This is a genomic window from Burkholderia sp. Ac-20365, from assembly GCF_017104715.1.
Classification (GTDB): Bacteria; Pseudomonadota; Gammaproteobacteria; order Burkholderiales; family Burkholderiaceae; genus Paraburkholderia.
In genome coordinates this window covers 22,106-35,837 of sequence record NZ_JAAGPI010000052.1, presented here as the reverse complement: position 1 = coordinate 35,837, position 13,732 = coordinate 22,106, and the positions used below count along the sequence as shown (strand labels likewise).

The window sequence follows — 13,732 nt, the reverse complement described above, 5'->3', positions numbered from 1 at the left end:
CTCTTTGCATGAGACAATGCCGGCTCTAGAAAAACACCGACGGCAGCGGTGACGGCGCCTTGAAGGGCGACGAACGCTGCGTTCCCGCTTCTCCTACATGGCAGATTCCGCAGAATCCACGATGTCCCGCCCGGTGCGCGCCCGATCGCAGAAGCGGCGCGCGTCGGCTGTGTCTCCCGAAACCGAAAACAAGCTCGCGCGCGCCGCGCGATCTGCGCAGCGTCTCGCGCAACTGAGCGATGCCGCACGCGACGGCGGCACGCTCGACCTGTTCCCCGACGACACGGCACGCGCCGAGCAGCAGGCGATGAATATCGACGTGCGTCAAGGCACGCTGCAAGGCTTCGAATTGCCGAATGTCGTGCTGGCGGCTGTCGGCGCGCCGGATGGCGTGGGCTTTGCGGCGGCGGCTGGCGTTGACGGAAAGGCCGGCGTGCGAGGGACGCGTAGCGCGGCGGCGTCGAAAGAGATGACTGTCGCGAAGGACCCGCATCACGGGCAGATGGTGATCGATACGGGCGCGGAGGAGTCGCGCCCGGCAGTGCAGGCGAGTCTTGCAGAAGCGTCGGCGCACGCTGCATGCGTCGACGGTGAGGCTGACGTCAAACCGGCGTCGGATGGGCCGATGCAACAAATGTCGCTGGCGGCGGCGAGCGTCGTGCGCAGCGTGGCTTCGCTGCGGCAGGTGCCACCGCCGACGGATACCGGCATTTCCGCTGATAAAGCCGAAGCCCAAAGCGCTTCGTCAGCTGACAGCACGAAGCCGGTTCTGGCGACGGCTTCAGCCCAACCTGCAACCCCGGTTCCGTCCGATTCGCTCACGGACTGCGCGCCCGCTTCGATTGCCCAGCCCGCGCAGCCAGCCGCGTACTTCCCGCCGCCGCCGCAGATATCGCGCGCCACGCCGGAACTGGACCACGCGCGCGCCACCGCGTTCGCCGACACCGTCGATGCGCTTTACGGCGTGATCTCCGACCAGCGCCGCGCTGCCGACGACCACACGCGGCGCATGAAATGGATGCTGACGATAGTCGTCTGCGCGCTGCTGATGACGATCGCGATCGGTATCGCGCAAACGCTGCTGCTGTTTCGCCTGTCGCATCAGTCGACGGCACACGAGCAGCGTATCGAACAGATGATGCTGAACCAGCAGGCCACGCTGGCCACACTTCTCGACACCGATTCGTCGACGACGAGCCTGCCCGTCGGAATGCAGACCGTGGCTGCGCCCGCGACACCCGCGATCGCGCCCGCCGTGCCGGCGGCCGCAAAACCTGCCGAAACGCACGCGGCGCACGCCCAGCACACCCACAAGCGCAAGTCAGCGCACACTCACTAAGCTCTTCCATGCGCCGCGCCTCCACGAGGGGCGGCTGTCTCTTTTGCGCTCGTCGCTGTGCATATTGCGCAACTAACCGTCTGCCAGAACCGGCTCCGCGATGCTGCGCGCGAGCCGTTGTATTCGCGCACTTGCTAGACAAAAAAAGGGGCGGAGCTGGAGCCCACGTCTGATGGTCATGCTGCATCGCAATGGCGACCGAAACCCCATGCGGCGAATCACCACATCGAAAAATTGCTGCATTGCACTAGCTTTTAACTAGGGAAAACCCTATACTTCTTCTTAAGGGAAAACCCTGAATCACCAACCAACCCGGGAGTCGCCATGAACTATCTTTTCGCGCTGTTCCAAAAGGTTAGCGACCTCTTCGCGTCGCCTCACTTGCCTCTGGATTCGGATTACTCGTACGAAGCACGTCACCGCGAAGCGGAGCGTGTTCGCAAGTCGCAATCAACCTTGTTTGGCATCCGTCTGACCGACTAATCGGCAAGACGTCGAACAAAAAGACGTTGTACTGCGCATCTCGCCGCCATCCAGAAGCGGCGAAACTGAAAAGCCCGGCTTGCCGGGCTTTTGTTTTTCTGCGCCTGAATTCGTGGGGTAATCGTAAGAAAAGGCGCGTTTTGTCGTTGCGCGCAGCGTCGGAATCCCTTCTCGATTATTTCGACGGCGAAATGAATGTAACAACGGCTTTACCAGCGAATACTCACCGCGCATAGCCGGAGCGCGTCCATCCCTGTGAAATCGCTGCGAATCCCTGTACGGACGGCTGTTGGATCCCTTCGTCTTATGAAATGTGCGCTTACAAGTCGTCACTTCTGCGAAAAGTCTGCGAGGCTAAAGTGGGTCTCAAGCGAACGGCGCAAATCTTAAGACCGTCCTGGTCGATCCAGCCGGCGCTCGCAACGAAACTCGAAAGGGAGAATAGCCATGAATGCCATCAAGAAGACTTCGCGTACGATTGTCGCCGCGCTGATCGCTGGCGGCGCACTGCTCGGCGCAAGCAGCGCCTTCGCGCAATATGCGCCCGTCTACGGGCAACCGCACATGATGCCGGTGGGCGTGCAGGTCAACATCGGCTGGCACGGCGACCGTTACTACGACGGCCACCGCTACTGGGCCCATGACGACTGGATGCGCCATCATCCGCACGATCGCGATCCGTACCACGACCGTGACCACCGTCCGCCGCCCCCGCGTTACTAAGACGGTCTGACGGCACACTTCGCGGCGCCTCGTGCGCGCGAAGATTGAACAGGGCCGGCCCGCTCGCAAGAGCGCGCTGGCCTTGTCGCATCTGGCGTCGCAAAAATACGCGCTGCGCTATGCTTGTGGGCTTCGATGGACAACACAAGCAGGAACAGGGGAAATGGTTTTGAGCAAGCCAGTCGTAGGCGTGGTGGGAACGGGATTGATGGGCGTCGGCATTGCGACGCAGAGCGCGCTGCACGGACACCGGACGATCGTCAACGACGTGGATCCGGCCCGTCTCGACAGCGTTGCGCCGAAGGCGCAAGCGGTGCTCGACGAGCTGATCGACGCCGGTCGCATCGACCAGCACGCGAAAGCGGCGGCGCTGGCGCGCATCGAAACCAGCGCGACGCTCGATTCAATGGCGGACGCGCATATCGTGATCGAAGCGATTCCCGAAGTGCTCGATCTGAAGCACAAGCTCTACGTCAAATTGAACGACGTGCTGCGCGACGACGCCATCCTCGCGAGCAACACGAGCGGCTTCCCGCCCGACCAGTTGACGCCGCGGCTGCGCGCGCCGGAACGCTTTCTGATCGCGCACTTCTGGAACCCGCCGCACATGATTCCGCTTGTCGAAGTCGTGCCGGGGCGCGACACGGCGCAACATGCAATCGATACCACCGTCGAACTGATGCACGCGATCGGCATGGAGCCGGTCGTGCTGTCGAAGGCGATTCCCGGCTTCGTCGGCAACCGGCTGCAGTTTGCGGTGTTGCGCGAGGCGCTGAACATCGTGCGCTCGGGCGCGGCCACGCCGGATGTCGTCGATCGCGTGATGAAGGCGTCGCTCGGCAAGCGCTGGGGCATCGTCGGGCCGTTCGAGGGCGCGGATATGGGCGGCCTCGATACCTTCGTCGATATCAGCACGCACCTGATGCCGTCGCTCGCCAAGGATGAAGACGTGCTCGACCTGTTGCGCGAGCATGTGCAGGCAGGGCGCGTCGGCGTGCGCAGCGGCGCGGGCTTCTACGATTGGGACGACGCGCAGACCGCGAAGGTCAAGGCGGGACGCAAGCGTGTGATCGAGTCGAACGGAAAGAACCGGGCGTAACACCATGTCGGACGTCTATTTTTACGATCCCGCCGCGGGCCACGGCCTGCCTCACGACCCGTTCAAGGCGATCGTCGCGCCGCGTCTGATCGGCTGGGTATCGACGCGCTCGGCGAGCGGGCAGCTCAATCTCGCGCCGTACAGCTTCTTCGGCGCGTTCGCGAGCTTTCCGTCGATCATCGGTTTCTGCAGCGAAGGCCGCAAGGACAGCATCCGCAATATCGAAGAGACGCGCGAGTTCGTGTGGAATCTGTCGACGCGGCCGCTTGCCGAGCAGATGAACCGCACGTCGGCGCCCGTCGGGCCCGATGTCGATGAATTTCAGCTGTCAGGGCTCACGCCTGTGGCTGGCCGCAACGTGTCGGTGCCGCATGTCGGCGAGTCGCCGGCTGCGCTCGAATGCAAGCTGCTGCAGATCGTGCGGATGCACGACCTGAACGGCCAGCCGATGGACAACTGGCTCGCGCTCGGACAGGTGGTCGGCGTGCACATCCAGAAGGCGTATCTGAAGGACGGCCTGTTCGACACGCATGCCGCGCAGCCGATCATGCGCGCGGGTTATCGCGCCGACTACGCGCAGATCGGCGAGATCTTCCAGATGTTTCGTCCGACGTCCTGAACTGCGGCGAGGGCCGCGCGGTTCATTCGGTCGCGGCTTCGTCGGATGACAGATCGACGTCGACGGCTTCCGTGGCGGCCGGTGTCGTGCCCGCCGGCGACGCCGCGGTCGATGCTGCCGCTGGCGCGAGTGTCAGCGACGACTGCGCGCCACGTGTGCTCACGGGCACTGCACGCGGCTCGTTGTCGTGAATCACGGCGCGGATGCGCGGATAAATCTGCCGCTCCCAGCGCTGCCCGTTGAACACGCCGTAATGCCCGACACCCGTCTGCACGTGATGCGTCTTCAGATACGGACGCAGCTTGTCGCACAGATCCTGCGCGGCGAGCGTCTGCCCGACGGCGCAAATGTCGTCGCGCTCGCCTTCCACGGTGAAGAGCGCAGTGCGTTTGATCTTCGACGGCTCGACGCGCCGTCCTTTCACTTCCAGTTCGTGCAGCGGCAGCGCATGCCGTTGAAACACGGTATCGACGGTTTCGAGGTAGAAGTCCGCCGTCAGGTCCATCGTCGCGAAGTATTCCTCGTAGAAAACGCGGATTGCTTCGGCCTTCTGCGGATCGCCTTTCGAGCGCTCGCGATACATCGTTTCGAACGATTCCAGATGCCGTTCGAGATTCATCGACATGAACGCGTTCAGCTGCACGAAGCCCGGATAGACGCGCCGGAACGCACCCTGAAAACCGAACGGCACGGCGCTGATCAGATTCTGCTCGAACCACTCGATCGGCTTGCTCTTCGCCAGTTCGTTGACGCGCGTCGGGTTCACGCGCGTATCGATCGGTCCTGCCATCAGCGTCATGCTGGCGGGCTGCGCGGGATGATCGTCGGCGGCCATCAGCGCGACGGCGGCGAGCGCGGCGACTGTCGGCTGGCAGACGGCGAGCAGATGCGTGCCCTGGCCGATCGTTTCGGTGAAATCGATCACGTGCTGCACGAACTCGTCGAAGCCGAAGCGGCCTGCCATCAGCGGCACGTCGCGCGGGTTGTGCCAGTCGGTGATGTAGACGTCGTGTTCGGCGAGCATCGTGCGCACGGTGCCGCGCAACAGCGTGGCGAAGTGGCCCGACATCGGCGCGATGACGAGCACGCGCGGCTGCGGCACATCGAACGACGCGTGCTTGCGGAAGTGCAGCAGCGAGCAGAAGGGCGTCGACTGCGCGACTTCTTCGAACACGTCGACGGGCTGTCCTTCGACTTCGACGCTATCGATGCCGAAAGGCGGGCGCACATGCGTGAGGCCCGACAGCGTCAACAATTCGGCCGATGCGCGCAAGGTGCGGCCGGACGGCGTGTCGGCATATTCCGGCCACGTGTCGAGCGCGACATTGACGAGCGACGCGCCGTGGCGCAGCGGCATCATGAAGTTGGCGAACGCCTGGTACGCCGGATAAGCGAGCGGATTCATGGCTTTCGCGTGAGATGGGAAACCTGATGCATTGAGAGGCAAGTCATATGCCAATTGCGCGTGACGCAGCGTCCGCTGAATGACTCCCGGTGTAGCCGCGTTGGCATAGCCTTTGCGCGTTACATCGCAAGGTGCCTGTTATGCAGCTAATTGGTGCGTGTATGCACGACATCGTGCATCGAGAGCGGTCCAGCGCGCCGCAATGAATCCTCAGAGGAGCGAGACATGCCTAACCCGACAACCAGCACGCTGACCATCAGTAGCCGGAACTACTCGTCGTGGTCGCTGCGCGGCTGGCTGCTGGCGAAGTTCAGCGGCTTGCCGTTTGAAGAGATCGTGATGCCTGTCGATGATCCTGCTGCGCGGGCTGAATTGTTGTTGCTGTCGCCGTCGATTCTCGTGCCTTGTCTTGTGCATGACGGGATCAAGGTGTGGGACACGTTGGCCATCGCCGAATATCTGAATGAGGTGCGTCCCGACGCGGGGTTGCTGCCGGACGATCGCAAGGCTCGGGCGCATTGCCGCGCTATCTGCGGGGAGATGCATTCGGGGTTTGCTTCTTTGCGTTCTGCTTTGCCGATGAATCTCAAGGCGCACTTTCCTGGGTTCAAGGTTTGGGCGCGGGCGCAGTCGGATATTGATCGGATTGTGACTATCTGGCGGGAGTGTCTAGACGAGTATGGCGGGCCTTTTTTGTTTGGCGAGCGCAGCGCAGCTGATGCCATGTATGCGCCTGTTGTGACGCGCTTTGTCACTTATGATGTGCAACTTGATGCTGATATCGTTGCTTATGGGCAGAGGATTCTTGCTTTGCCTGAGATGCAGGAGTGGATTGCTGGTGCGCAGTTGGAGGTTGATGAGATTGATGAGCTTGATGTTGAGTTTTGAGGTTTCTGTTTTGCGCGTAGCGCGTGGTTGGGTTTTTGGTTTTTGGTTTTTTGGGCTTTTGCGCTGGCATCCGCGTTTTGTCTTGCCTGCTTCACGCGTCGCCCCTGTGCGGGGCGGCACTTACTTTCTTTGCCGCCGCAAAGAAAGTAAGCAAAGAAAGCGGGCTAACACCGCCAGCCCTTGTTCTTGCCTGAGGGCCCCCAACGGTTCCTCTCCTTCACATGGCAACTTCTCAGTCACCGCCCGTTGCCAACGCTCTAATCGAGCGCCTCACCCACTTCAATCACCCGTAGCGCAGCAACCGGCAGCGACTGGTTACGGCCGCCCAGGTGGCAAACTCTGTGTAGGTCGTAGTGCTTCACACCTCAGCGCCCCTACGACACCGATCGTGTTTTTCAGTCCGGAGTGAAGCGCGTACGGCGCGAAAGCCGACACACAGTTTGCCGCTATAGAACGGGAGCGATTTGATCGAGTATGTGCTGACGCGGGAGTGTGAAGCGGGTGAGGCGGGTGAGGCGCTCAATAAGAGCGTTGGCAACGGGCAGTGAAGGGCAGGTTGTCGTTTGAAGCGGAGGACCCGTTGGGGGCCCTCAGGCGGGCACAAGAACTGGCGGTGTTCAGCGGCTTTCTTTTGCCTACTTTTCTTTGCCGCGGCAAAGAAAAGTAGGTGCCGCCCCGCACAGGGGCAACGCGTGAACAAGGCAAAACATCACGCGGATGCCAGCGAAAACAAAAGCAACAAGCCAAAACGCGGATGCCAGCGCAAAAGCCCAAAACCACCCAAGCGTCGCAGACAACCCCCCCCCCTCTAACTCCGTCCTCCAAGCTTAAACACCGCAACAACCTCAGCCAGCTTATCAGCCTGAGCGCTCAGATCCGCGGTAGCCTGCTCGGCATCACTGACGAGCGCCGCATTCTGTTGAGTCACTTCCCCAATCTGCGTCACGGCAGTGTTAACCTGCTCGATCCCACTCGACTGCTCCTTCGACGCCACGCTGATCTCGCCAATAATCGTCTGCACCTGTCCCACCCGGTCGACAATCGATTGCATCGTCGTACTGGCCTCCTCCGCAATGCGGAACCCGCTAGACACCGTCGCCGTCGACTCGGCAATCACCGCTTCAATCTCCTTCGCCGCCGCCGCGCTGCGCTGTGCAAGCGCCCGCACTTCCGATGCGACCACCGCAAAGCCCTTGCCATGCTCGCCCGCGCGCGCCGCCTCGACGGCCGCGTTCAGCGCGAGGATGTTGGTCTGGAATGCAATGCCTTCGATCACGGTCGTGATGTCGGCAATCTTCTTCGACGACTGGCTGATCTCGCCCATCGTCGACACGACGCGCTCGACCGCGCGGCCGCCGTCGAGCGCCGCTTCCGATGCGCTCGACACCAGCGTGTTCGCCTGCGCCGCGTGGCCCGCGTTCTGCTGCACCGTCGACGTGATCTCCTGCATGCTCGCCGCCGTTTCTTCGAGGCTCGCGGCCTGCGTGCCGATCCGCGATGCGATCTCGCCGCTGCTCGCCGCGATCTGCGCCGTGCCCTCGGTCATGTCCGCCGACGCGCTGCGCACCTGCGTGACGATGCGCGCGAGACCTTCGCCGATGCCGTCGATGGCCTGCATCAGACGGCCGATTTCATCGGCGCGCCGTTCGTGATTCGCCGATACGCGCACGCTCAGATCGCCCGCTGCAAAGCGCTCCGACGCCTTCGCCGCTTCGTCGAGCGGACGCGACACGAGGCGGCGCACCGCGATCAGGAACACCACGGCGAACACGCCGACCAGCACGAAGCCGATCAGGATGAAGCGGTTGCGCGTCGAGATGACGTCGGCCATCACTTCGTCGCGCTTCGCGACGCCGCCGACCAGCCAGCTCCACTCCGGCACCGTGACGAACGATACGAACTTGTCCTGCGCGCCCGTTTCACCAAGCGCCGTTTCCGCGCTCGAATATTCGATCTGGCCGTCCTTCTGGTCGAGCATGGCCTTGTACGGCGCAGCGTTCTCTTCGCCCATCTGGCCGGCCGCGGCCGGGTGCACCAGCAGCTTGCCGCGCTCCGCGCCGTTCGACGCGTTCAGCACGAAGTAATAGCCCGTATCGCCGATCTTCAGCTGACGGATGCCGTCTTCAACCGACTTGATCTGCGCATCCACGTCGACACCGACGAAGAGCGCGCCGATCACCTTGCCGCTCGCATCGGTGATCGGCCGGTATTGGGTGATGTAGCGCTTGCCGAACAGCGTCGCGAGCCCGGTGAAGGTCTTGTTGGCGGCGACGGGGCCGTAGGCCGGGCCCTTGCGATCGAGCATCGTGCCGATCGCGCGCGCGCCGTCCTGCTTTTTCAGCGAAGTCGTGACGCGCACGAAGTCGTCGCCGGTACGCGCGAAGATCGTCGCGATCGCGCCGCTTTGCGCGAGGAACTGGTCGGGGATCGAGAAATCGTTGTTCAGCACCTTGTCGCCGGCCTTGATGACGGGCGTCGGTGTGCCGTTGACGTCGATCTTCTGCGTCTCGTCGAGCGCATAGCCGGCGGGCAGGAAGCTCGCGAAGAGCGTCATCGAGCGGCCGACTTCGGCCGTGAGCGCCTTGTCGAACAGCGAGATCATCGCGGCAATCGAACGGTCTTTCTCGGTGATGCGCGCCAGCACCTGATCGCTGATCTGCGCGCCGGCCGTGCGGGTCACCGCGAACGTGAACGCGGCAAAAATGGCGGCCACCAGCGCGCACGAAAGCATGGCGAGCCTGGCGCCGACGCTGGCGCGGCGCAATGAAAGGATATCCATGGTGTTTTGCAGGTAACGGAGGTGAAGCTGCAACGATGCGTCACGCGCCAGGACGGCGCGCGACGCGGAGAGGCAGCTATGAAACCCGTTAACGGCACACCAAACGTTTTCCTTTAATTTTGAAAGGTAGAAGGGTGATTCAGATCAATGCGAAGAACGCCAGGTTCGTAGTAGGAGCGCGTTCGTCACGACGCTCACACTCGAGAACGCCATCGCCGCGCCAGCGATCATCGGATTCAGCAGCCCGAACGCGGCGAGCGGAATTCCGATCAGGTTGTAGACGAACGCCCAGAACAGGTTCTGCTGGATCTTGCGCCACGTGCGGCGCGAGATATCGATCGCATCGGCGACCAGCGCCGGGTCGCCGCGCATCAGCGTGATGCCGGCCGCGTGCATCGCGACATCGGTGCCCGTCGCCATCGCGATGCCGATGTCGGCGGCGGCGAGCGCGGGCGCGTCGTTGATGCCGTCGCCTGCCATCGCGACCACGCTCGACGTGCGAATCTTCAGCTCGTGCACGACGCGCGCCTTGTCGGACGGCAGAACCTGCGCGTACACCTCGTCAATGCCGAGCGCGGCGGCGACGCTCTTTGCGCTGCCTTCGTTGTCGCCCGTTACGAGCGCGCTTTTCACGCCCATCCGCGACAACCGCTCGACCGCCGCGCGCGCGCCGGGCTTCAGCGTGTCGCCGAACGCGATCAGCGCGAGCGTTTGCGGTTGAGCTTGCGCGCCTGTCTTGCCGCGCGAGATCAGCCACGACACGGTGTTGCCTTGCGCTTCGAGTTCCTGCGCGAGACGGGCGAGGGCGGACGTCGGCGCAGCGCCCAGTTCGCCCAGCCAGCGGCTGCTGCCGATCGCAAACGTCTTGCCGTCGATATCTGCTTCGACGCCGCGCCCCGCAACCGCCCGCGCGTCGCCGCTGGCGGGCAGCGGCGTGCCGCCGCCGTCCGCGTCGAATGCCTTGACGACGGCCTTCGCGAGCGGATGCTCGCTATGCCGCTGCACAGCCGCCGCGAGCGCCAGCGCGTGCTCGCGGCCAACGCCTTCCGCCGTCTCGAACGCCGTCACCGAAGGCTGGCCGACCGTCAGCGTGCCCGTCTTGTCGAATGCAACCACGCGGACCTGATGCGCGATCTCGAGCGCCTGCGCGTCCTTGATCAGCACGCCGTGACGCGCGGCCACGCCCGTGCCTGCCATGATCGCGGTCGGCGTCGCAAGGCCGAGCGCACACGGGCAGGCGATCACCAGCACCGCGACCGCGTTGAGAATGGCGGTTTCGGCGCCGTGTCCGGCGATCAGCCAGCCGATCAGCGTGACGAGCGCGATCGCCAGAATCGCCGGGACGAAGATTTCGCTGACACGATCGACCAGCCGCTGGATCGGCGCTTTTTCCGCCTGCGCCGTTTCGACCAGCCGGATAATGCGCGCGAGCGTCGTTTCCGCGCCGATGGCCGTCGTCGTCACCGTGATTGCGCCTTCGCCGTTGATCGAACCGGCCGTCACGCGGTCGTCCGTCTGCTTCGGCACGGGCAGGCTTTCGCCCGTGATCAGCGATTCGTCGATATGCGTGCGCCCTTGCAGCACCGTGCCGTCGACAGGCACGCGCTCGCCCGGCCGCACCGCGACGATCATGCCGGTGCGCACCTGCGCGAGCGGCACGTCGACTTCTTCCTGGCCGACGACGATGCGCGCGCGGTCGGGACGCAAGGCATTGAGGGCGCGGATTGCGTCGGTGGTCTGGCGCTTTGCGCGTGCTTCGAGCCACTTGCCGAAGCGCACCAGCGTAATCACCACAGCCGACGCCTCGAAATACAGATGCATCGTTTCGCCAGGATGCAGCGCCATCTGATAGACGCTCACGCCATATGCCGCCGACGTACCGAGCGCGACCAGCAGATCCATATTGCCCGATCCCGCGCGCACGGCTTTCCACGCAGCGCGGTAGAAACGGGCGCCGAACACGAACTGGACGACGGTCGCGAGCGCGAGTTGCAGCGTAGCGGGCAGCATCGCGTGGTAGCCGAGCGGCTCGGCGATCATCGGCACGATGAGCGGCAGCGTCAGCAGCGCGCAGACGACGACCGCGCCGAGTTCGCGGCGCACGGCGGCGCGCGCGGCGGCATCCTTGTCTTCGGTGGCGGCGGGTGCGGTGTCTTCGGCGGAGAGCGGCGTTGCCTGATAGCCGGCTTTGGTGACGGCCGCGATCAGTTGATCGATGCCGACGGCGCCGTTGGTCGTAACGGTCGCCTTTTCGGTGGCGAGATTGACGGACGCGGACGTGACGCCGGGAATGCGCGCGAGTGCTTTCTCGACGCGACCGGAACACGCCGCGCAGGTCATGCCGCCGATTGCCAGCTCGGCTGTCGATGGCGCGTCGCTTGCGGTCGACGGGACTTCATTTACCGGCTGCGCGTCATAGCCTGCCTTGCGGACGGCGGCGACGAGCGCATCGACATCGACGGACGTGTCGGCGTCGACGGTTGCTTTTTCCGTTGCCAGATTGACGGTCGCCCGCGCGACACCCGGCACTTTCGCAAGCGCCTTCTCGACGCGCAGGGCGCACGACGCGCACGTCATGCCCTGAATGTCGAGTTCCGGGGAGGCCGCCGGGCGGGTCGTATCGGCGGCGCGGGGTGTGGCGAGTTCGGTCATGACTGCGAGGCTCCAGTTTGCGCGTTAGCGCATCGTTGGAACCAGTATCGACCTTCCCATGATGGGAAGGTCAAGGGGCTTTTTCGGATTTGCCCGATGACGTGCTGAAGCGGGCGTAGAAAGGTGGCTAGTCGAGCGCGGGCGGCGCGGCGAGCATGGCGTCCGACACTGCGCGTTGTGCGTCGCTGCCGCGTTCGGCGAGTGCGCTGGCGGCGCCGCGCCGGTCCACCGATGCCTTGTTCTGGCCGAGTTTCCATTTACCCGTCAGCTTCGTCAGTTCGATTTCGATGCCGACGATAGCGCCCAGCATCTGGGAGATGAAGTCGGCGGGCGCGTCGCCCATTTTCCACGGCACGGGTTCGCCGGCTTCCATCTTGCGGGTGAGGCGCGCGACGAGTCCGCGGACGAAGGTTTCGTCGTCGTGGACGGCGATGCGGCCGTGCGCGTGCACGACCATATAGTTGTAGGTCGGGACCTGGCGATGCGCGTCGTGCTTGCTGGGATACCAGTTGGGGGAGATGTAGGCGGTCGGGCCCTGGAAGATCACGAGGGTATCGGGGTTTTGCGCGGCTTCCTGCCAGACCGGGTTGGCGCGGGCTACGTGGGCACGGAGTGTGCCGTGCGGGCCTTTGGTTGCATCGAATTCGAAGGGGATGTGGTTGGCGTCCAGCCCGGTCGGGCTGAGCGTCACCATTGCTCCTAGCGGGTGATCTGCGATCAGCTTTCGCAACGGGTCGGGGTTGGTTTCTTCGAAATGAGTTGGGATGTACATTGCCTGGTCCTTTTGCTTTGTGTTTCTGTCTGCGAAGCTGGGGTGGTTTGCTTGTGTTTTTGATGGCATCCGCGGTTTGTCTTGCCCGCTTCAGGCGTTGCCCCTGTGCGGGGCGGCACCTACTTTTCTTTGCCGCGGCAAAGAAAAGTAGGCAAAAGAAAGCCGCTGAACACCGCTAACTCTTGACCTTTGCCCACGGGCCCCCAACGGTCCCGTCCTGTTCGCGGCATCGCTCTTTCTCGACGCCCGCTGCCAACGCTTCGAATTGGCTCATCACCCGCCTCATACACCCGCGTCGCCGCATGCGCGGTCAAATCGCCCGCGTTCCATAGCGGCAAACTGTGTGTAGGATTTCGCACCATACACGTATCACTCCGGACTGGAAAGCAAGGTCGGTGTCGTAAGAGCGATGACGTGTGAACCACTACGACCTACACACAGTTTGCCACCTGGGCGGCACATACCGTTCGCTGCCGCTGGCTGCGCTATGGGTGATTGAAGTGGGTGAGGCGATTATTCGAAGCGCTGGCAACGGGCGTGCACTGAGAAGTTGCTGTGTGAACGATAAGAACCGTTGGGGGCCCTCAGGCAAGAACAAGGGCTGGCGGTGTTAGCCCGCTTTCTTTGCTTACTTTCTTTGCGGCGGCAAAGAAAGTAAGTGCCGCCCCGGCACAGGGGCAACGCGTGAAGCACCGATACCAAAACGCGGATGCCAGCAACAAGCCAAACCAAAACCAAAACCAGAACCAAAACCGAACCTAAAACCCCAAAAACAAAAACCCAAAAAAACCAGAAAAAACGAACAAACAACACCAAACCTGCCGAAGGCAATCAAAACCACCACCAACACTCACAATCGCTTGCCGCCGCGCCGCGGATAAGTTAAAACCCGATGTCAGAAAAGGAATGTCAGGACACGTCGGCAAGTCCGTTGCGAGCGGGGGCTCGGCGGATCGGGCCAGTCCTGGCTCAA

The 13,732-nt window shown here is 63.2% G+C and carries 10 protein-coding genes; 5 read left to right on the top strand and 5 right to left on the bottom strand.

Annotated features, from left to right (window positions below; genetic code table 11):
* Positions 1-121: 121 nt before the first annotated feature.
* The 4 genes from G3O01_RS41160 (at position 122) to G3O01_RS41145 (ending at position 4,263) form a co-directional block, all read left to right on the top strand.
* Positions 122-1,339, top strand: coding sequence for a hypothetical protein (locus G3O01_RS41160; protein ID WP_241024692.1), 1,218 nt, complete (start codon positions 122-124; stop codon positions 1,337-1,339).
* 930 nt (positions 1,340-2,269) lie between these two features.
* A complete protein-coding gene (locus tag G3O01_RS41155; RefSeq protein WP_205813216.1) occupies positions 2,270-2,545 on the top strand; it encodes a hypothetical protein in 276 nt (91 codons plus the stop codon).
* Positions 2,546-2,708: 163 nt separating this feature from the next.
* Positions 2,709-3,644, top strand: coding sequence for a 3-hydroxyacyl-CoA dehydrogenase family protein (locus tag G3O01_RS41150; protein ID WP_205813215.1), 936 nt, complete (start codon positions 2,709-2,711; stop codon positions 3,642-3,644).
* Between the two features lie 4 nt (positions 3,645-3,648).
* A complete protein-coding gene (locus G3O01_RS41145) occupies positions 3,649-4,263 on the top strand; it encodes a flavin reductase family protein (protein WP_205813214.1) in 615 nt (204 codons plus the stop codon).
* A 22-nt stretch (positions 4,264-4,285) separates the two neighbouring features.
* Here the strand turns inward: G3O01_RS41145 and phaZ are convergent, their stop codons facing one another.
* Entirely contained in the window at positions 4,286-5,668 is a 1,383-nt protein-coding gene (phaZ, locus tag G3O01_RS41140) for a polyhydroxyalkanoate depolymerase (protein WP_205813213.1), read from the bottom strand.
* A gap of 225 nt (positions 5,669-5,893) precedes the next feature.
* Between phaZ and G3O01_RS41135 the strand changes: the two genes are divergently transcribed.
* The gene (locus tag G3O01_RS41135) at positions 5,894-6,556 is read left to right on the top strand and encodes a glutathione S-transferase family protein (RefSeq protein WP_205813212.1); all 663 of its coding nucleotides are present in this window, start codon (positions 5,894-5,896) and stop codon (positions 6,554-6,556) included.
* Between the two features lie 808 nt (positions 6,557-7,364).
* Here G3O01_RS41135 and G3O01_RS41130 read toward each other — a convergent pair.
* The 4 genes from G3O01_RS41130 to G3O01_RS41115 all read right to left on the bottom strand — a co-directional run bounded on the left by G3O01_RS41130 (position 7,365) and on the right by G3O01_RS41115 (position 13,609).
* Positions 7,365-9,335 (bottom strand): methyl-accepting chemotaxis protein, encoded by a 1,971-nt coding sequence (locus tag G3O01_RS41130; protein ID WP_205813211.1) that lies wholly within the window; start codon positions 9,333-9,335, stop codon positions 7,365-7,367.
* Positions 9,336-9,479: 144 nt separating this feature from the next.
* Complete coding sequence (locus tag G3O01_RS41125) at positions 9,480-11,987, bottom strand: heavy metal translocating P-type ATPase (RefSeq protein ID WP_205813210.1); 2,508 nt, start codon at positions 11,985-11,987, stop codon at positions 9,480-9,482.
* 127 nt (positions 11,988-12,114) lie between these two features.
* Entirely contained in the window at positions 12,115-12,759 is a 645-nt protein-coding gene (locus G3O01_RS41120; RefSeq protein ID WP_205813209.1) for an FMN-binding negative transcriptional regulator, read from the bottom strand.
* Positions 12,760-13,387: 628 nt separating this feature from the next.
* Positions 13,388-13,609, bottom strand: a complete 222-nt coding sequence (locus G3O01_RS41115) for a hypothetical protein (protein WP_205813208.1) — start codon at positions 13,607-13,609, stop codon at positions 13,388-13,390.
* Between the last annotated feature and the right edge of the window lie 123 nt (positions 13,610-13,732).